Here is an 18926-nt window from a genome sequence, read left to right as displayed (position 1 = left end):
TTTTCATGCGCGCGCTGCAAGTGAGCCGATTGGCCCCCGATCACGCGGGTTGCGCGATCGCAGACCTGCCGGTGCCCGAACCCGGGCCGGGCGAGGTACGGGCACGGGTGCGCGCGGCGGCGGTGAATTTTCCCGACCTGCTGATGACGCGCGGCGCCTATCAGCTCAAACCCGACCTGCCTTTCGTGCCGGGACTGGAGTTTTCGGGCGAGGTCGACGCGGTGGGTGCGGACGTCGAAGGCTGGGCGCCCGGCGATGCGGTGATCGGCGGCAATCGTTTCGGCGCAATGGCCGAATATTGCATCGTCCCGGCGGCGACGCTGCGGCGCAAGCCCGCCGCGCTCGACTGGGCGGCGGCGGCGGCCTGTCCGGTCGCCTATCTGACGGCTTATGTCGCGCTCGTCCGCTGCGCGCCGGTCGCGCCCGGCGACTGGGTGCTGGTCCACGGCGCGGCGGGCGGCGTGGGCCTGGCGACGGTCGATCTGGCGCGCGGGCTGGGCGCGCGGGTGATTGCGGTGGCGAGCAGCGCCGCGAAGCGCGATGCCATCGCCGCGCTTTACGCGCCCGAGGCGGTGATCGAGGCGGCGCCGGGTTTTCGCGAGACGGTAAAGGCGTTGACGGGAGGGAAGGGCGCCGATGTCATCTTCGATCCGGTCGGCGGCGATGTGTTCGACGAATCGACGCGCTGCATCGCTTTTGGCGGCCGCTTGCTGGTTGTCGGCTTTGCGTCGGGGCGGATTCCCGAGATTTCGGTCAATATGCCGCTGATCAAGGGCTTTTCGGTCGTCGGGGTGCGCGCGGGCGAATATGGCCGCCGCTTTCCTGAGCGCGGGGCAGAGAATATCGCCGCGATTGATGCATTGGCGGAGAGCGGAGCGATCCGCCCGCATGTCCACGCCGCGCTTGACCTTGCCGATTGGCGCGCGGGGTTTGCCATGCTCGAACGGCGCGAAGTGGTGGGAAAGGTCGTGCTGACGCCCTGACGAGCGGGCGCGGCGGCGCTTTGGCCCGCGACTGCGGCACCACGGCGCAACTGATATAGTTTTGCGACAATCGATGGGTCATTGAGCCGCGGGGTGCCCGGCGCTTTGCCGCCCATAGTGAAGGACGACATGTGAGAAAATTTCTGACGATTGCTGCGCCGCTGATGCTCGCGATTCCGGCCGCGCATGCGCAGCCGCCGGCGCATAATGGCGAACGCATGTTCGCGATGATGGATGCCAATGGCGACGGCAAGCTCGACAAGGATGAGATCGCCAGGATGATGCAGATGCGCGCCGAGCGCATGGGCGAGCCATCGATGGCGACGCCCGAGCGGGTCGATGCGCTGATGAAGCGTCTTGACACCAATGGCGACGGCTTCGTCGACAAGGCCGAAATGGAAGCGATGCGCAAGGCGCGCGCCGCCGCCCCGCCGCCCGAAGCGCCCGCCGACGGCGCCGATCAGAGCGAATCCAATTGAACGGACAGAATTGAACGGGCCGGCGGCGGCTTCGGCCGCCGCCAGTCAATTACCGCCGGTCAACGCGCGCGATCAGGAGCAGCGTTTCCAGCCCGATCCGCGTACCGCCTTGCCCGGGGTCGCGCCGGTCGGGTCGCCGCCGCGCAGCACCGCGGTACCGTTGACGAACACATCACGCACGCCGGTCGCATATTGGTGCGGCTTTTCGAAGGTCGCGCGATCGGCGACGGTCGCCGGATCGAAGATCACGACATCGCCGAAATAGCCGGGGCGCAGCGCGCCGCGATCCTGAAGGTTGAGGTTGCCCGCGGGGAGCGAGGTCAGCCGCCGCACCGCCTCTTCGAGCGGGATCAGCTTTTCGTCGCGAACATAGCGGCCGAGCAGGCGGGCGAAATTGCCATAGGTGCGCGGGTGGGCGCCCGATTTCAGGAACACGCCTTCGGCTGCCTGCGACGCGGCATCCGAGCCGAAGCTCATCCAGGGAAGCTGGACCTGGCGCCGGACATTGTCTTCCGACATCAGGAAATAGACGGTCCCGACGCGCGAGCCATCTTCGACGACGAGGTCCATCGCGGTTTCCTCGGGCGATTTTCCGCGCATCGCCGCCACTTCGGCCAGCGTCTTGCCGGTGAGCGGCTTGAGCGCGTCATTCTTGAAGCCGGTCAGGATCATCTTGTCGGCACCCGCGCCGATGTAGAGATTTTCCCAGTCGCTGCCCGGCTTTTTCATTTCGGCCGCGACGCGGGCGCGGATCGCCGGGTCCTTCAGCCGTTCGATCCACGCCTCCAGCCCGCCCGCCTGAACCCAGGTCGGCATGGCGGCGTCGAGCCCGGTGGCGCCCGCGGTATAGGTGTACATGTCGGCGGTGATCCGCGTTCCCGCGGCGCGCGCCGCCTCGATCTTCGCAACGACGGGCGCGAATTTGTCCCAGTTCGCGCGGCCCGCCATCTTGAGATGATAGATTTCGGCGGGTGCGCCAGACCGGCGCGCGATGGCGATCAGTTCGTCGACCGCTTCCTCCAGCCGGTCGCCCTCCGAGCGCATATGGCTGATATACATGCCGCCGCAGCGCGCCGCCTCGCTGGTCAGCGCGACGAGTTCGTCGGTCTCGGCATAGGAGCCGGGGGCGTAGATCAGCGAGCTGCCGACCCCCAGCGCGCCTTCGTCCATCGCCTGACGGACGAGCGCGCGCATCCGCGCGAGCTGTTCGGGGGTCGGATCGACATCGCCTTCGCCCAGTTCGTGCACGCGCACCGTCGCCGCGCCGACGAAGCTCGCGACATTGGGCGCAATGCCGCGCTTTTCGAGATAGGCGAAATAATCGCCCAGCGTCGTCCAGCTGATGTCATATTTGATATCGCCCTGACGCTCGGTCTCCTGCGCCTTCATCGTCGCGTTGAACGGGCCCATCGACCAGCCTTCGCCCATCACTTCGAGCGTCACGCCCTGGCGGATGTCGCTGAGGCTGCGCGGGTCGGCGATCAGCGATTCGGTTGCCCAGCTCAGCATGTTGATGAAGCCGGGCGCGACGGCCATGCCCTTTGCGTCGATCTCGGTCCGGCCGCTGCCCGCGACCGTGCCGACCGCGACGATGCGGTCGCCCTTCAGCGCGATATCGCCAACGACGGGGGCGGCGCCCGAACCGTCGTAGATAGTGCCGCCGCGGATGACGACGTCATAGGCAGGGGCCGCGCCGCGCGCGCCGGCCGAGGCCGAAAGGAGCAGCGAGCTGGCGAGCAGCGCCGCGACGAAAGGCGAGCGCCTATGCATGGAGGCTCATCAGCGAATCCATGAGCCCTTCGTCGGCGCTCGAGCAGACGCCGAGGACCAGCGCCTCGTCGCAGCCGTCGGCAACGACATAGGCATGGCCCATCGACGAATCGATATAGATGCCCTGACCCGCGTCGAGGACCACGGGATCGTAGAATTCGCTGTGCACTTCGATCCTCCCTTCGATGACATAGATGAACTCCTCGCCCTGGTGGTGGACGAGCTCGCCGAATTCGCTCGCACTGCGCGCGCGGATGCGCGTGATGATCGGGATCATGCGCTTTTGCCGCAGGTCGGTGCAGAGATAATGATAGTCGTAATTGTCGGTGGTGACGCGAACCGCGGTGTCGATCGTGCCGACGCTGCGCCGGCCGGTAACGCGCGGCGCGCTGTCCCCCGCATCTTCGGCGAACAGGTCGGACATGCGGATGTTGAGCCGCTGGCTGAGCTGTTGCAGCTTGTCGTAGCTGAGCGTCAGCCGGTCATGTTCGACCTTCGACAGCGTCGATACCGGGATGCCCGAGCGCGCGCTCATTTCCTTGAGCGTCCAGCCGTTTCGGGTGCGAATTCCCCGCATGACCTCGCCGAGCGTCGGGGGATTCGATCGGGATGTCATCGGGTCGGTCCATTCCTCATTTGACAATTTTCCAATCAGGATCATTATGTCCGCATTGGGTCAATTATTGCTGACCCTTGGTAAGGCGTCTCGCGGCTCGCTGCAAGCATGTCGCGCGGCGCGCCGGATAAGGGGGATAAAGCGATGCGTTTCCTTCGCAAGCTGATGATAGGATTGGGAGTGCTGGCGGCCGTCCCGCTGGCCGCGCAGGGGCCGGTGCAGCAGATCGCCGCCAAGCCGGCGGAGCAGGCGTCGGCCGTGCCGCCGCCGCCTGCGGGCGCAGCCAAGCTCGACGCCGCCGATGTCGAGGCGTGGCTCGACGGTTTCATGCCCTATGCGCTCGCGCGCGGCGAGGTTGCCGGTGCGGTTGTCGTCGTGGTGCGCGGCGGCGGCACGGTGCTGCAGAAGGGCTATGGCTTTGCAGATGTCGCGTCGCGCAAGCCGGTTGATCCCGCGACGACGCTGTTCCGCCCCGGTTCGGTGTCCAAGCTGTTTACCTGGACCGCCGTGATGCAGCTTGTCGAAGCCGGCAAGCTCGACCTCGACAAGGATGTGAACACCTATCTCGATTTCAAGATTCCGCCCTTCGAGGGCAAGCCGGTGACGCTGCGCAATATCATGACGCACACCGCGGGCTTTGAAGAATCGATCCGCTATCTGATCAGCAGCGATCCCAAGGCGGTGATGCCGCTGAAGGATTATGCGCGCGAAGCGCTGCCCGCGCGGGTGTTTGCGTCGGGAAGCACGCCCGCCTATTCCAACTATGCGACCGCGCTGGCCGGATACATCGTTCAGCGCACCAGCGGCGAATCGTTCGATGATTATATCGACCGGCACATCTTTGCGCCGCTGGGCATGAAATATGCGAGCTTCCGCCAGCCGCTGCCGGCCGCGCTCGCGCCCTTCATGTCGAGCGGCTACCGCGTGATGACCGACAAGGCCAAGCCCTTCGAAATCGTCGTGCCGGCCCCCGCCGGCAGCCTGTCGGCGTCGGGCGGCGACATGGGCAAGTTCATGATGGCGCATCTGAACAACGGCGGCGTGCTGCTGAAGCCCGAGACGGCGAAGCTGATGCACGATTACAAGGCGCCCGGCGTCGGCCCGCTCAACAGCATGGCGCTCGGCTTCTACGAACAATGGGTCAACGGGCATCGCGCTATCGCGCACGGCGGCGACACCGAATGGTTCCACAGCTATCTGTGGCTGTTCCCCGATTCGGACATCGGCCTGTTCGTGTCGATGAACAGCCCCGGCAAGGAAGGCGCAGCGGGCGCAATCCGCAGCGCGCTGTTCCACCAGTTCGCCGACCGCTATCTGCCCGGCACGCCCAAGCCCGGACAGGTCGATGAAAAGACTGCGCGCGACCATGCCGCGATGCTGGCCGGCCATTATGTGTCGAGCCGCGGGTCCTTCACCAATTTCATGAGCCTGTTCGGCCTGCTCGGCCAGGCGCAGATCGTGGTCGGGGCCGACGGCAAGATCGCGATGCCGGCGCTCGACGGGTTGAGCGCCGGACCGCGCGACTGGGTCGAGGTTGAACCCTTTGTGTGGCGCGACACGGGCACCGGCGAACGGCTCGCTGCCGAGGTCAAGGACGGACGCGTCGTGCGCGTCAGCCTCGATGCCGCATCGCCGTTCATGGTCTTCTGGCCCGCCCCGGCGGGCGAGAATGTCGCCTGGCTGAACCCGGCGCTGATCGCGGCGCTGCTGCTCGTGCTGCTCGCGGCGCTCGCATGGCCGGTGCGCGCGCTGGTTCGCCGCAATTATGGCGCGGCCTTTGCGCTCGAAGGCCAAGCACGGCGCGCCTGGCGGCTGTCGCGGCTGTTCGCGTGGCTCGTCATCGCGGCAGTCGCCGGATGGGCGATGTTCATCGCCACCTTCTCGGGCGACATCGGCAGCGTCGGCGGTCCGCTCGACTGGCTGATCATCCTGCTGCGCGTACTGACGCCGATCGCCAGCCTTGGGCTTCTGGCAACGAGCGCTTGGCACCTGTGGCTGTGCATCAAGGACAAGCGCCGCTGGACGATGAAGTTGGGGGCGGTGCTGTTGCTGCTGTCGGCGCTGGTGCTCGTCTGGGTGACGCTGCACTTCCACCTCTATGGCTTCGGCATGGTCTACTGATGACGGCCGATGTCATGACCGGACTGACGCTCGACCTTCGGGTCGAGCGTTTTCCCTATCACCAGCCGTTCCGCATCGCGGGCCATGAGTTCACCGAGACCGCGCTGCTCGTCGCCACCCTGTCCGACGGCCGCTTTGAGGGCCGCGGCGAGGGGGCGGGGGTCTATTACCTCGGCGACGATATCGACCATATGCTCGCCGAAGCGACGCGGGTGCGGCCCGCGATCGAAGGTGGCGCGACGCGCGCGGATCTGCAGCACCTGATGCCCCCCGGCGGCGCGCGCAACGCGATCGACTGCGCCTTCTGGGATATCGAGGCCCGGCGCGCGGGCAAGCCAGTCTGGGAACTGGCCGGGCTCGACCCGCCGCGCGCGCTGCGCTCGACGCTGACGCTCGGCGCCGACAGCCCCGAAGCGATGGCGGCCGCCGCGCTGGCGATCGACCCGCACGCGCCGGTGAAGGTGAAGCTGACGGGCGAGGTCGACCTTGATGCGGCGCGCATCGCCGCGATCCGCGCGGCGCGGCCGCATGCGTGGATCGGCGTCGATGCCAATCAGGGTTATGACCGCGCCACGCTGGGCGATCTGTTGCCGCTGCTCGTCGCGCACCGCATCGCGCAGCTCGAACAGCCGCTGCGGCGCGGGCGCGAGGCCGACCTCGACGGTGTCAAGCGGCCCTTGCCCTTCGTCGCCGACGAAAGCGCGCTGTCGCTCGCCGACACCGCATCGCTCGTCGGGCGCTTCGACGTCGTCAATATCAAGCTCGACAAGTGCGGCGGGCTGACCGAGGGGCTGGCGATGGCGCGGCAGGCGCGGCGGTTGGGGCTCGACGTGATGGTCGGCAATATGATGGGCACCAGCCTGTCGATGGCGCCATCCTACCTCGTGGGGCAGCTCTGCGACATCGTCGACCTCGACGGACCGACCTTCCTCGCGCGCGACCGCGAGCCCGGCGTCACCTATCGCGACGGCATGATCCATTGTCCGCCGAGCCTGTGGGGTGGCGGCTGATATAATTTTCCTGTCCTAAATGGGTTGACAATTTTCTGATTAGGACAATAGTCTTGAAAATGAAATTTTCTTGAGGTGGAGGGTGGAATGACCGCGTCATTCCCGGCGACGCGCCGCGCCTTTGTGGCGGGCGCGGTCGGGACAGCCTTGTCTGCGACGATCGCAGCGCCGATGATCGGGCGCGGTGCCTATGCCTTCGCGGCGGCGCCGGCGCGCCGCTATTCGAAGCGCGCGGTCGATCTGGTTGCCGCCTCGCTGGTGATCGACATGCTCGCGCCGCTCAAGATCACGATGGCCCCCGATTATATCGCGCACCGCCTCAGCGATGCCGAGGCGGCGGAGTTTCGGGCGAGCGGCATCACCGGCTTTCACAACAGCTTCGGCCTTGGCGGTCCCGATGCGCGGGCGCAGGCGATGGAATATATGGCGGGGTGGCAGGGCTTCGTCGGGCGCAACGGCCATGTCTTTTCGCTCGTGGACGCCGTCGATGACCTCGACAGCGCAAAGGCGATGCGCAAATGCGCGGTCATCATGGGCATCCAGAATGCCGACCAGTTCGACAGCGTCGAGGATGTCGCGGTATTTCACCGGCTGGGCCTGCGCTGCGCGCAACTGACCTACAACAGCCAGAACCGCATCGGGTCGGGCAGCACCGACCGGGTCGACGGCGGGGTCAGCGACTATGGCGCCGCGATCATCGACGCGATGGAACAGGCGAAGATGCTGATCGACGTATCGCATTGCGGCGACCGCACCACGCTCGACGCGATCGCGATCGCCAAGGGGCCGATCGCGATTACCCACAGCAATGCGCGCGCGCTGGTCGATCATCCGCGGGTCAAGACCGACGAGGCGATCAAGGCGCTCGCCGCCAAGGGCGGGGTCATGGGGATCACCGGGGTACGGATGTTCGTCCGCGCGAGCGACCCTACCAATGTCGGCCATATGGCCGATCATATCGACCATGTCGCCAAGCTGGTCGGGATCGAGCATGTCGGCATCGGCTCCGACGCCGACCTCAACGGCTATGACGACATGGCGCCGGAGGAATATGCGGCGCTGAAGGCAAGCTACAAGGACAGCTATGCCTTTCGCGACAAGATCGACATCGACGGTTTCGACCACCCGCTCAAGGTCTTCGACCTGACCGAGGAACTGATCCGTCGCGGCTATTCGGACGATAACATCCGCGCGGTGCTGGGGGGCAATTTCCGCCGCCTGCTCGCGCAAGTGTGGGGGTAAGGCGATGAAACAGGGTCTTTGGATTACGGGAAGCATCATGGTGCTCGCGGTGGCGATGCCGGTGCAGGCGCAGGAAGCGGGTGGCGCGGAATATAGCGGCGAGATCGTCGTCACCGCCCAGAAGCGCGTGCAGAATGTGCAGGACGTTCCGATTTCGATCAGCGTCGTCGGCGGTGAGGATATCCAGCAGCAGGGTTCGGCCTCGCTCGTCGATTATGCCGGCTATGTTCCCGGCATGAATGTGAGCAACGGCGGCACGCCGGGGCAGACGACGATCACGCTGCGCGGCGTCGCACCGCTCAGTTCGGCGCAGACGGTCGGCATCTACCTCGACGATGCGCCGGTCGGATCGAGCGCGATCTACAATCGCTCGGGCGCCTTCACCATCGACCTGATGCCCTATGACCTCGACCGCGTCGAAGTGCTGAAGGGGCCGCAGGGTACCCTGTATGGCGCGAGTTCGATCGGCGGCCTTGTCAAATATGTCACGGTGCAGCCCGACACGCATGAATTCCGCGTTCGCGCCGGACTCGAGGGCTTTTCGATCAAGGATGCAGGCGGTCTCGGCTGGGGCGCGCAAACCTATGTCAATGTCCCGATCGCACAGGACACGCTGGCGATCAGCGGCAGTTTCGCCTGGCGCAAGAGCCCGGGCTGGGTCGACAGCGTCAACAATGCCGGGCTGACCGATCAGAATGATTTCGAACAGCGCGGCGGCCGCGCGGCGCTGCTGTGGCAACCGACGCCGCAATTGAGCGTCAAGCTGGCGGGCATCTGGCAGTCGCTCAATTCGGACGGCAACGGCCTCTATGCCGCGGACCTTTCGGGCAACCGGCTCGGCAACGGCCATTCGTTCAACAATTATGTCCCCGAATCCTATGATATCTCGCTCGATTATTATTCGGCGACGATCGATTATGATTTCGGCGCGGCAACGCTGACCTCTGCGACCACCTACAGCAAGACGAAGAGCCGTCAGGTGCAGGATGCAAGCTATGCCTTCGGCGTGCTCTTTCCGTTGCTGACCGATGGCGCGGTCGATCCCGGCATCACGCCCTTTTACCTCGACCTCGGGCTCAAGAAATGGACACAGGAAGTCCGGCTGACCTCGCCAAGCGGCGGGCGGTTCGAATGGATGATCGGCGGCTTTTTCACCGACGAGAAGACGAGCAACGCGCAGCTTGTGCGGTCCTATGACATGAGCGGCGACCCGATCGCCGGGCTCGATCCGCTGGCGATCGTCGGGCTGCCCGCGACCTACAAGGAATATGCGATCTTCGGCAATGCGACGCTGAAGCTCGCCGAACAGTTCGACGTGACCGGCGGGCTGCGCTGGGCGCGCAACAAGCAGACGTTCCGCCAGATCAGCTCGGGCGCGATCGTGCCCCAGGCCGACGATCCGGGAAGCTCGGCAGAGAGCGTCTGGACCTTTTCGGTCAGCCCGCAATTTCATATCAACAAGGATGCGATGCTCTATGGCCGCGTCGCCACCGGCTATCGTCCGGGCGGCCCGAACGTCATCGTTCCCAATGTGCCGCCGACGGTTTCCGCCGACCGCATGACCAACTATGAGGTCGGGCTGAAGGCCGATCTGGCCGATCGGATGGTAACGGTCGACGTTGCCGCTTTCTGGATGGACTGGACGGACATTCAGGTCGTCCGCTCGTTCGGCGGGGTCAATGGCGGCGCCAACGGCGGCAAGGCAACGAGCAAGGGTTTCGAAGGTAGCATCGCCTTTCGCCCCGCGCCCGGCCTGACGATCAGCGCGACCGGCAGCTACACCGACGCCTCGCTGAGCGAGGATGTCCCCGAAATCAGCGGGGCGAAGGGCGACCGTTTGCCCGCGGTGCCGAAGTTCAGCGGCGCGCTGCGCGCCGACTACGACTTTGCGCTGGGCGGCAACGCCAAGGGCAGCTTCGGCGCCGGCATCCGCCACGCGAGCAGCCGCCTGTCGCTGGTCGAAAGCGATCCGCTGACCGCGCGCGCCGAGCCCTATACCTCGGTCGATCTGAATGCGTCGGTGACGTGGGACGGCCATTGGACGCTGCGCGCCTATGCGCGTAACCTGTTCGACAACAAGGGCGAGATGGCGCGCTCGACGATGGCGGACGGGTTGAACCAGCCGAGCTTCCTGTCGATCTCGCCGTTGCAGCCGCGCACAATCGGCGTCGCGATCGACATGGCCTTTTGAACGAAAGCGGAGTGACAGCGATGAACGCGCCGACGGGCCGGCTGGACAGCCAGCTCACCCTCCCGCAGCCCTATCTGCTCTTCCTGGGCGACACGACCGAGGCGGGCTATGCCAAGACCGCCTTTGGCCTTGCCGACTGGGCCGCCGACCGCTGCGTCGGCGAATGGGCGATCGGCGGCTGCACCGTCACCACCGGCCTGTCGCGCCTGTCGCCGGCCGAGGCGCGGGCGGCGGGCGCGCGTTCGCTGGTCATCGGCGTCGCCAATCAGGGCGGCATCATCGGCGACAGCTGGGTCGCGGTGCTCGTCGAGGCGATGGAGGCGGGGCTCGACATCGTCAGCGGGCTTCACGTCCGGCTGACGAGCATCCCCGCGCTCGCCGATGCGGCGCGGCGCACCGGCCAGCGGCTGATCGACGTTCGCACCCCGCCGCCTTCGATTCCGATCGGCAACGGCCGCAAGCGCAGCGGCAAGCGGCTGCTGACCGTCGGCACCGATTGCGCCTTGGGCAAGAAATATACCGCACTGGCGCTGCACCGCGCCTTTGCCGAGCGCGGGATCGACGCCGATTTCCGTGCCACCGGGCAGACGGGGATCATGATCGCGGGCGGCGGGATGCCGATGGATGCGGTGGTGTCGGATTTCGAAGCGGGCGCCGCCGAAATGCTGAGCCCCGACGCGCCTGCCGATCACTGGGATCTGATCGAGGGGCAGGGGTCGATCTTCAACCCCGCCTATGCCGCGGTATCGCTCGGCCTGCTCCACGGCAGCCAGCCCGACGTATTCGTCGTCTGCCACGATCCGACGCGCACGGTGATCCTGGGCATGGAAAGCTTTGCCCTGCCGAGCATCGAGGAGGTGATCGACCTGACGATCCGGCTCGGCAGCCGGACCAATCCTGCGATCCGCTGCGGCGGCGTCAGCCTCAACACCTCGAGCTATGATGCCGATGCGGCCGCGGCGCTGATGGCGGCGGAGGCGGCGCGGCTGGGCCTGCCGGTCGCCGATCCGATCCGCGGCGGCGCGGCGTTCGCGGCGCTCGTCGAAAACTGTCTCGCGTGATGGTGGGCGAGGCGGGCAGCGGAGGGAGCTGGTTTCAGCGCTTTCTGCTGCCCGGTTTCGCACTGAAGGCGGTCATCATCGGCGGCGGCTATGCGACGGGCCGCGAACTGGCCGAATATTTCGTGCCGGCCGGACCGTGGGGCGGGCTTGCCGGGATGCTGCTCGCGACGCTGATCTGGAGCGTCGTCGCGGCGCTGACCTTCGCGCTCGCGCGGCAATTGCACGCCTACGACTATCGCAGCTTCTTCCAGCAATTGCTCGGCCCCGGCTGGGTGCTGTTCGAGGCGGCCTATCTGATCTTCGTCGTGCTGATCCTCGCGGTGTTCGGCGCCGCCGCCGGTGCGATCGGGGCGGCGACCTTCGGCTGGCCCGAACTGATGGGAGCGGTCGTGCTGGCCGCCGCGATCCTGTTCGCGACCGCGTTCGGCGAAGCGGGGGTCGAGCGCCTGTTCAAATATGCCTCGATGCTGATCTATGCGGTCTATGCGCTGTTCCTCTTCTTTGCTCTGACCCGCTTTGGCGACCGTATCGGCGCGGGTTTCGCCGCGGCCGGACCGCCGGCGGACGGGTGGATGGCGGGCGGCATCACCTATGCGAGCTATAACATCGTCGGGGCGGTCGTCGTGCTGCCGGTGCTGCGCCACCTGACGAGCCGCCGCGACGCGCTGATCGCGGGCGCGATCGCCGGGCCGCTGACCATGCTGCCCGCGATCCTGTTCTTCGTGGCGATGATGGCCTTTTATCCCGGCATCGGCGACGAGACGCTGCCCTCCGACTTTCTTTTGCGGCAGATGGCGGTGCCGGGCTTTCATCTGCTGTTCCAGCTGATGATCTTCACCGCGCTGCTCGAAAGCGGGGTGGGGGCGATCCATGCGATCAACGAACGGATCGCGGGCGCGTTCGAAGCGCGCGGTCGCGCGGCGCCTGGCACCGCGGGACGCGCGCTGATCGGCGCGGCGATCCTGGCGGGTTGCATGTTCGTCGCGGCGCGCGTCGGCCTCGTCGATCTGATCGCGAGCGGATACCGCATCCTCGCCTGGCTGTTCCTGGCTGTTTACGTCGTCCCGCTGCTGGGGATCGGCACCTATCGCCTCGTCAAGCGGGGCCCTTCGTCCATGCAGGAGGTTCGTCCATGAAATCCGCGCGTCTGCTGGCGGCATCGCTGATGCTCGCCCTTTCGGTGCCCGCCTGGGCCGAGCCGCCCGCCGACATCGGCGACAGCGTCGAGGCGCTGCGCCAGAAGATCGGCGCGGTCGGCGTGTCGATCGCGATCGTCGAGGACGGCCGGACGACGCTGGCGCGCGGCTGGGGCGTGCGAAAGCTGGGCGAGAGCGCGCCGGTCGACGCCGAAACCATCTTTCAGACGGGATCGACCGGCAAGGCGATGACCGCCGCCGCGCTGGCGGTGCTTGTCGATCAGGGCAAGATCGCGTGGGATGATCCGGTCATCAAGCATATGCCATGGTTCCGCATGTACGACCCGTGGGTCACGCGCGAGATCACGATCCGCGACCTGCTCGTCCACCGGAGCGGACTGGGGCTGGGGCAGGGCGACCTGATGTTCGTGCCGCGCACCTATCTGACGCGCAAGCAAACGATCGAGCGCGTCGCCTTTCTCAAGCCCAAGACGAGTTTCCGCTCGGCCTATGCCTATGACAATATCCTCTATGCCGTTGCGGGCCAGTTGATCGAGGAGGTGACCGGCCAGCGCTGGGAGGATTTCATCCGCGAGCATGTGCTGCGCGCCGGCGGCATGAAGAATGCGACAAGCGACAGCGAGGATCGCTTCCGTATCCCCAACCGCTCGTGGCCGCACGCGCGCCTGTCGGGGGCGCTGCGCGGGCTGGGGCCGCAGCAGGCGCTCGACGAACGGGACGAGTTGGGTCGCAACGGGGCGCCGGCGGGCGGGCTGGCGCTGAGCGCCGACGATATGGCGGTGTGGCTGAAGATCCAGCTTGCGCATGGCGCGCTGCCTGGCGGCGGACGGCTGTTCAGCGAGGAACAGGCGAAGCAGATGTGGACCCCGGTGACGCCGATGCCGATCACCGAACTGCCTGACAGCCTGAAACCCGCGCAGCCGATGCAGCAGGCCTATGCGCTCGGCTGGCAGGTGCAGGATTATCGCGGCCACCGCATCATCCAGCACAGCGGCGGCGTGTTCGGTTCGATCACGCGCGTCGTGATGATTCCCGACAAGAATGTCGGCTTTGCGATCATGATGAACAGCGAGGACAGCGGGATGATCCTGGGGCTGACCTACGAACTGCTCGACCATTATCTGGATCAGCCCGATTATGGCTGGACGACGAAATGGCAGGACTGGTTCGAAGCGCGGCTGGCCGGCGGCGTCGAATTTCTGAAGCAGGCAAAGGCATCGCCGGCGAAGGTCGGTCCGTCGCTGAAGCCTGCGGGCTATGCGGGGCGCTATCGCGATCCGTGGTACGGCGATGTCGTGATCGCCGACGGCGCGAAGGGGCTGACGATCGACTTCACCTCGACCCCGCGCATGGCGGGGCGGCTCAAGCATTGGCAGTATGACAGCTTCGTCACCGAATTCGACGATCCCGCGATCGAACCCGCCTATGTGACCTTCGCGCTCGACGCGGACGGCAAGGTGACCGGCGTGACGATGAAGCCCGTCAGCATGATCGCCGATTTCAGCTGGGACTATCAGGATCTCGACCTCAAGCCCGTGGAGGACAAGAAGTGAAGCGCATTGCCATTCTGCTCGCTGCCACCGCGCTGTCCGCCTGTTCGGCGGCGGGCGACAAGCCGCAGGCGCCGCCGCCGCCGCTGCACAGCCGGATGCTGGTGCTCGACACCCATCTCGACACACCGCTTCATTTCGAGCGGCAGGGATGGAACTTTGCCGACCGGCACGATCTGGCGACCGACCTGTCGCAGCTCGATATTCCAAGGATGCGCGACGGCAATCTCGATGGCGGCTTCTTTGCCATCTACACCGAACAGGGGCCGCTGACCCCGGCGGGCTATGCCGCCGCGCTTGCCCATGCGCGCAAACGGTCCGACCTGATCGACAAGATGATCGCTGACAACAGCGGCGTCATCGGCGCCGCGCGCACCGCAGACGATGCGCGGCGGCTGAACAACGAAGGCAAGCTCGTCGCCTTCAAGTCGATGGAGAACAGCTATCCGCTCGGCGAGGATCTGTCGCTGTTGCAGGAGTTCTATGACAAGGGCGTGCGGCTGGCGGGGCCGGTCCATTCGGCGAACAATGAATTTGCCGACAGCGCGACCGACAAGCCGCGCTGGAACGGGCTGAGCCCGCTCGGCAAGCAATGGGTGGCCGAAATGAACCGGCTGGGCATCGTGATCGACGCGAGCCATTCGTCGGACGCGACCTTCGACCAGATCCTGCAACTGTCGAAATATCCGATCCTGCTGTCGCATTCGAGCCTGCGGTCGGCGCACGACCATCCGCGCAACCTCGACGAAGGACGCCTGCGCAAGCTGGCCGAAAAGGGCGGGGCGATGTGCATTTCGACGATCTTCATGTCCGAGATGAACATGTCGCCGGCGCGCGCCAAGCTGTTCGGTGAATATGAACATATCGGTGAAATGACGCCCGAAGCGCAGGCGGAACTGACGCGTCAGTGGCGCGAACTCGACAAGACCGAGGCGATGTGGGCCGCGGATTTTGAGGATTATATGAAGATGGTGCTGCGCGCGATCGAGGTCGGCGGCGTCGATCATATCTGCTTTGGCGCCGACTGGGACGGCGGCGGCGGCCTGAAGGGCATCGAGGATATTTCGGCGCTGCCCAAGGTCACCGAGCGATTGAAGGCGGCGGGCTATTCGGACGCCGACATCGAAAAAATGTGGAGCGGCAACATCCTGCGCGTCGTCGCAGCGCAGGGGAAATAGCCTATTCGGCAGGCACGCCGTCGGACATCGCGACATCGGTCACGGCGAAGAGCGCGCCGAGTTTCGATGCGATGACGGCCGCCGTGCCATCGTCGAGGCCGGGCACGTCGATCCGCAGCCGCATCGCGCCGTCGCCGGTCTGCACGGCAACCGCCGCGGGGACGAGGCCGCGCTGCCCGAAGAAGCCGGTAATGCGGGGAAGCGACTGCGGATCGGCGAGCGCGGCGATGCGAAAGCGGTGCATTCAGGCGGCCGCGCGCTGTGCCCCGGCCGCGATGACCTGCTCGGCCATTTCGTCGGCGACGACGGCGGGGGAGCGTCCTTCCTGTGCCGCGCGGTCGAGGAGTGCGGTCACGCGCGGCGCGATCTGCGCCACGCGCGCCGCGACCTCGGCTTCGTCTTCGCCCAGATATTCGGCCGACACGCTGATGATCCCGCCCGCATTGGCGACATAGTCGGGGACATAGGCGATCCCGCGCGCCATCAGCAGATCGGCGACCGCCGGTTCGGCGAGCTGGTTGTTCGCGGCCCCGCATACCAGCCGCGCCTTCAGCCCGCCGACGCTTTCGGCATTGAGGGCGCCGCCGAGGGCGCAGGGGGCAAGGATGTCGGCTTCGACGCGAAGGATGTCGTCGACATGGACGACCTCTGCCCCGTGGATCGCCGCGAGCCGGTCGCGCCGCGCCGGGTTCGGATCGGCGATGACGAGCCGCGCCCCGGCGTCGGCTAGGCGGCGGCAGAGGTCGGCGCCGACATTGCCCGTACCCTGCACCGCGACGGTCAGCCCGGCGAGGTCGCTGCCCAGCCTGTGCTTCGCCGCCGCCTCCATCGCGTCGAAGACGCCGCGCGCGGTCCAGGGCGAGGGATCGCCGCCCGCGCGGCCGCCCGCAGGGGGCAGGCCGGCGACGTGGCGCGTGACGCCTGCGATATCCTGCATGTCGGCGACGGTGGTGCCGACATCTTCGGCGGTCACGTAGAGCCCACCGAGCGCCTCGACCGCGCGGCCGAAGGCGCGGAAGAGCGCGGTGCGGTCGAACGAGCCGGCGGGGCGGCGCAGCACCGCCTTGGCGCCGCCGAAGGGCAGGCCCGCGAGCGCGTTCTTGTAGCTCATCCCCTCGGCCAGCCGCAGTGCATCGGCGAGCGCGCCATCGACATCGTCATAGTGCCACAGGCGGCAACCGCCCGCGCCCGGCCCGAGTGCGGTCGAATGAATTGCGATCACGCCGTCGAGGCCGGCGGCGGCGTCGAACAGGCGGACGCATTCGACCGGCGGGGTCATGCGGGTGGGGCGGCTGACCATCATGGGGCTCCTTGAAATGATGGGTGGCAATGATTGGCGTAAATTCGCTGCGCCTTATCGCATCATGGCGCCGGACAAACTTGTTCGCATTTTCGCTCGAATCGGCAATTTTGGGGATTTTTAAACCCGGATTCATCAAGTATGAGAAATATATGGCCGACCTTGATCCGTTCGAGATAAAAATCCTTCGCGAATTGCAGCGCGACGCGAGCCAGACCACCGCCGAGATTGCCGATCGCGTCGGGCTGTCGGTATCGCCGTGCTGGCGCCGCATCGACCGGCTGGAGCGTGAGGGATTTATCCGTAAGCGCGTCGCGATCGTCGACCGGCGCAAGGTCGGACTGAACGCGCATGTCTTTGCGCAAGTGAAGCTCAACGCGCACGGTCGCGCCAATCTTGATGAATTCAGCGCGACGATCCGCGGCTTTCCGGAAGTGCTCGATGCCTATGTGCTAATGGGGACGACCGATTTCATGTTGCGTATCGTCGCGCGCGACATCGACGCCTATGAACGCTTCTTCTTCGATCAGCTGAGCAAGCTGCCCGGCGTCCAGGAAATCAATTCGACGGTCGCGCTGTCCGAGATCAAGTCGACGACCGAACTGCCGCTATAGGCTCAGCGCCAGAAGGGGGCGGCATCGCGGAGCGCGCGAAAGGCGGTGCGCGCTTCACCGAGCAGGCGCTCACGATCGCCGGTGGCGAAAAGTGCGACCGCTTCGGGAACTGCATCGAGCGACAGGCTGCGCAGCAATTGGGGCGCGGTGGCGATGTCGTTGAGCGCGCCGAGCCGGTCCTGCAGCGCCTCGGTGAGCTTGGCATGGTCGCGCAGCGCCGCAGACTGCCCGTCGTCGGCAAACAGCGGCGCGAAGAAATCGGCGGTGTAGCGCAGCTTCTTGACCGTCTTGCGCAGGCGGTGCCGGGCGGCATCGTCGAGGCGCGCGAAGTGGCGCCCGCGCTTGCGGACCTTTCGGTGCAGCCGATCCAGCGCCTCGGCCGCGAAGCCGCGCACCGGACGTGTGCAGGGGGCCGTGGCTTCATCACCCGTGCGCCAGTCGCCGATGGTGAGCCACTCGACGAAATCGAGCATCAGATGCCGCGCGCGCGGGGCGAGCAGCGCTGCAGTGGCGCGCGCATAGGCGGCTTCGCGTGCGGGACGCAGCCGGTCGGTGAGGGCGCCCGGCCCGGCGCGCGTGGCAAGGACGTCGAGATCGCGCGCGGCGCCCAATTCGCCGGCAAGCCAGCGCAGCTCGTCGTCCCAGCGCGCGGCAGCGGAGGGCGGGAACAGCGGCGCGTGAACCGCGAGGGCCGAGCGCAGCCGTCGCAGCGCGACGCGCGCCTGATGCAGCGCGCCGGGATCGCCGCGCTCGATCACCGTCGCGGCGTTGAGGCGGAACTGGCGCAGGCAGGCGCGGGCGATGGCGCAAAACGCCTCCGCCGCCGTGATCCCGGCCGCCAGCGTCACCGGCCGGGCCTTTTCGGCCGGAGCCGGCGGCGCGAGCAGCCGGTAGCCGCGGTCGGCCTTGCTGAGTATAGCGATGTGCACCGGGGTTGCCGCATCGATCCGGCGGGCGAGGGCGAATAGCGCGGGGATTGCGCTGCCCTTTGCCTCGAGCTCGATCTCGTCGATCGGGGTTTCGGCGTCGGGGGTGGCGACGCGGGCGTGATCGAGTGCGACCTCGATCCCGCCGAGATCCCAGAGCATCCGTTCGTTTTCGATCGTAAAGACGGGACCGAGCTTCGCCGCGTGCGCGCCCAGCGTCGCCGCGACGGGGGTGCGATCGTCGAGCACTGGGATGTCGCCCTCCACCGCAAATTCCCATTCGGAGCGCGCGAAGAGGCCCGCGGCCGCGGCGCGCGCCTTCACCGTCTGGACGCGCTTCGTGTCGCTCGTGCGGATGCGCAGCGAAAAGCCTGCGGCGGCGAGCGCGCGGTCGGGAGTGTCGAAATAGACGGCGTGCTGGGCGATGATCGTCGGCGGCGCGCCGAACAGCGCCGGCCAATCGACCGTGCTGCGCGCGTCCGGCGCGAGTTCGAGCTTGAGCTCGACCTCTTCGCTCGACTTGCCGCCCATCCCTTGCCCCTCTTGCGATCGCCGCCGACCGGCGCCGCTGCTTAGCGCCTTCGCGTCCGGATTGCCATCGCTCGCTGGTGCAGCCGGGACTTGCAGGGGGATGAACGGCGGGGCCGTTTTGCGACATTTTGCGACACTATTTCGACGATGCGGCAATGCTGTGGGACAAATGGAGCCTAGAAGGGCGTCATCGGGAC

General features: G+C 66.7%; 16 protein-coding genes. 11 read left to right on the top strand and 5 right to left on the bottom strand.

The genetic code is table 11. The annotated features are described in order from the left end of the window. Positions 1-5: 5 nt before the first annotated feature. Positions 6-983, top strand: a complete 978-nt coding sequence (locus STE01S_RS05060) for an NADPH:quinone oxidoreductase family protein (RefSeq protein ID WP_062765501.1) — start codon at positions 6-8, stop codon at positions 981-983. A gap of 131 nt (positions 984-1114) precedes the next feature. After that, positions 1115-1462, top strand: a complete 348-nt coding sequence (locus STE01S_RS05055) for an EF-hand domain-containing protein (protein WP_062765498.1) — start codon at positions 1115-1117, stop codon at positions 1460-1462. Positions 1463-1534: 72 nt separating this feature from the next. Here the strand turns inward: STE01S_RS05055 and STE01S_RS05050 are convergent, their stop codons facing one another. Together STE01S_RS05050 and STE01S_RS05045 are read right to left on the bottom strand one after the other, a co-directional pair. Then, positions 1535-3232, bottom strand: a complete 1698-nt coding sequence (locus STE01S_RS05050; protein ID WP_062765495.1) for an N-acyl-D-amino-acid deacylase family protein — start codon at positions 3230-3232, stop codon at positions 1535-1537. After that, the gene (locus STE01S_RS05045) at positions 3225-3848 is read right to left on the bottom strand and encodes a helix-turn-helix domain-containing protein (protein WP_062765817.1); all 624 of its coding nucleotides are present in this window, start codon (positions 3846-3848) and stop codon (positions 3225-3227) included. The genes STE01S_RS05050 and STE01S_RS05045 overlap by 8 nt, the downstream gene beginning before the upstream one ends. 144 nt (positions 3849-3992) lie before the next feature. On the opposite strand from STE01S_RS05045, the gene STE01S_RS05040 reads away from it, so the two are divergent. The 8 genes from STE01S_RS05040 (at position 3993) to STE01S_RS05005 (ending at position 15358) form a co-directional block, all read left to right on the top strand. Further along, positions 3993-5969 (top strand): serine hydrolase domain-containing protein, encoded by a 1977-nt coding sequence (locus tag STE01S_RS05040; RefSeq protein WP_062765814.1) that lies wholly within the window; start codon positions 3993-3995, stop codon positions 5967-5969. Further along, positions 5969-6979: a dipeptide epimerase gene (locus STE01S_RS05035; protein ID WP_062765493.1), complete on the top strand. Its 1011-nt coding sequence runs from the start codon at positions 5969-5971 to the stop codon at positions 6977-6979. Before STE01S_RS05040 ends, STE01S_RS05035 begins: the two co-directional genes overlap by 1 nt. An 87-nt stretch (positions 6980-7066) precedes the next feature. Further along, positions 7067-8221, top strand: a complete 1155-nt coding sequence (locus tag STE01S_RS05030) for a dipeptidase (protein ID WP_062765490.1) — start codon at positions 7067-7069, stop codon at positions 8219-8221. Between the two features lie 4 nt (positions 8222-8225). Further along, positions 8226-10412: a TonB-dependent receptor gene (locus tag STE01S_RS05025; protein WP_062765488.1), complete on the top strand. Its 2187-nt coding sequence runs from the start codon at positions 8226-8228 to the stop codon at positions 10410-10412. A gap of 20 nt (positions 10413-10432) precedes the next feature. After that, the gene (locus STE01S_RS05020; protein WP_062765485.1) at positions 10433-11473 is read left to right on the top strand and encodes a DUF1611 domain-containing protein; all 1041 of its coding nucleotides are present in this window, start codon (positions 10433-10435) and stop codon (positions 11471-11473) included. Continuing rightward, a complete protein-coding gene (locus STE01S_RS05015) occupies positions 11473-12609 on the top strand; it encodes a YkvI family membrane protein (RefSeq protein WP_003050360.1) in 1137 nt (378 codons plus the stop codon). Before STE01S_RS05020 ends, STE01S_RS05015 begins: the two co-directional genes overlap by 1 nt. Beyond that, complete coding sequence (locus tag STE01S_RS05010) at positions 12606-14183, top strand: serine hydrolase (protein ID WP_062765482.1); 1578 nt, start codon at positions 12606-12608, stop codon at positions 14181-14183. Before STE01S_RS05015 ends, STE01S_RS05010 begins: the two co-directional genes overlap by 4 nt. Then, positions 14180-15358, top strand: coding sequence for a membrane dipeptidase (locus STE01S_RS05005; protein WP_062765480.1), 1179 nt, complete (start codon positions 14180-14182; stop codon positions 15356-15358). The genes STE01S_RS05010 and STE01S_RS05005 overlap by 4 nt, the downstream gene beginning before the upstream one ends. Before the next feature lies 1 nt (position 15359). Here the strand turns inward: STE01S_RS05005 and STE01S_RS05000 are convergent, their stop codons facing one another. Then, the gene (locus STE01S_RS05000) at positions 15360-15602 is read right to left on the bottom strand and encodes a hypothetical protein (protein WP_062765478.1); all 243 of its coding nucleotides are present in this window, start codon (positions 15600-15602) and stop codon (positions 15360-15362) included. After that, positions 15603-16658, bottom strand: a complete 1056-nt coding sequence (locus STE01S_RS04995) for a Leu/Phe/Val dehydrogenase (protein WP_062765811.1) — start codon at positions 16656-16658, stop codon at positions 15603-15605. A 152-nt stretch (positions 16659-16810) separates the two neighbouring features. Between STE01S_RS04995 and STE01S_RS04990 the strand changes: the two genes are divergently transcribed. Beyond that, positions 16811-17272, top strand: a complete 462-nt coding sequence (locus tag STE01S_RS04990; RefSeq protein ID WP_062765808.1) for an Lrp/AsnC family transcriptional regulator — start codon at positions 16811-16813, stop codon at positions 17270-17272. A 2-nt stretch (positions 17273-17274) separates the two neighbouring features. On the opposite strand, the gene STE01S_RS04985 is transcribed toward STE01S_RS04990, so the two are convergent. Next, a complete protein-coding gene (locus tag STE01S_RS04985) occupies positions 17275-18729 on the bottom strand; it encodes a CYTH and CHAD domain-containing protein (protein WP_062765475.1) in 1455 nt (484 codons plus the stop codon). Between the last annotated feature and the right edge of the window lie 197 nt (positions 18730-18926).

It is taken from the genome of Sphingopyxis terrae subsp. terrae NBRC 15098 (assembly GCF_001598815.1).
GTDB classification, from domain to species: Bacteria; Pseudomonadota; Alphaproteobacteria; order Sphingomonadales; family Sphingomonadaceae; genus Sphingopyxis; species Sphingopyxis terrae.
This window is presented reverse-complemented; position numbering and strand designations above follow the sequence as displayed.

Excerpts from the sequence above, each read along its gene's own strand:
- STE01S_RS05060 (WP_062765501.1), top strand. The coding sequence starts at position 6 with ATGCGCGCGCTGCAAGTGAGCCGATTGGCCCCCGATCACGCGGGTTGC.
- STE01S_RS05050 (WP_062765495.1), bottom strand. The coding sequence starts at position 3,232 with ATGCATAGGCGCTCGCCTTTCGTCGCGGCGCTGCTCGCCAGCTCGCTG.
- STE01S_RS05045 (WP_062765817.1), bottom strand. The coding sequence starts at position 3,848 with ATGACATCCCGATCGAATCCCCCGACGCTCGGCGAGGTCATGCGGGGA.
- STE01S_RS05040 (WP_062765814.1), top strand. The coding sequence starts at position 3,993 with ATGCGTTTCCTTCGCAAGCTGATGATAGGATTGGGAGTGCTGGCGGCC.
- STE01S_RS05035 (WP_062765493.1), top strand. The coding sequence starts at position 5,969 with ATGACGGCCGATGTCATGACCGGACTGACGCTCGACCTTCGGGTCGAG.
- STE01S_RS05030 (WP_062765490.1), top strand. The coding sequence starts at position 7,067 with ATGACCGCGTCATTCCCGGCGACGCGCCGCGCCTTTGTGGCGGGCGCG.
- STE01S_RS05025 (WP_062765488.1), top strand. The coding sequence starts at position 8,226 with ATGAAACAGGGTCTTTGGATTACGGGAAGCATCATGGTGCTCGCGGTG.
- STE01S_RS05020 (WP_062765485.1), top strand. The coding sequence starts at position 10,433 with ATGAACGCGCCGACGGGCCGGCTGGACAGCCAGCTCACCCTCCCGCAG.
- STE01S_RS05015 (WP_003050360.1), top strand. The coding sequence starts at position 11,473 with ATGGTGGGCGAGGCGGGCAGCGGAGGGAGCTGGTTTCAGCGCTTTCTG.
- STE01S_RS05010 (WP_062765482.1), top strand. The coding sequence starts at position 12,606 with ATGAAATCCGCGCGTCTGCTGGCGGCATCGCTGATGCTCGCCCTTTCG.
- STE01S_RS05000 (WP_062765478.1), bottom strand. The coding sequence starts at position 15,602 with ATGCACCGCTTTCGCATCGCCGCGCTCGCCGATCCGCAGTCGCTTCCC.
- STE01S_RS04995 (WP_062765811.1), bottom strand. The coding sequence starts at position 16,658 with ATGGTCAGCCGCCCCACCCGCATGACCCCGCCGGTCGAATGCGTCCGC.
- STE01S_RS04990 (WP_062765808.1), top strand. The coding sequence starts at position 16,811 with ATGGCCGACCTTGATCCGTTCGAGATAAAAATCCTTCGCGAATTGCAG.
- STE01S_RS04985 (WP_062765475.1), bottom strand. The coding sequence starts at position 18,729 with ATGGGCGGCAAGTCGAGCGAAGAGGTCGAGCTCAAGCTCGAACTCGCG.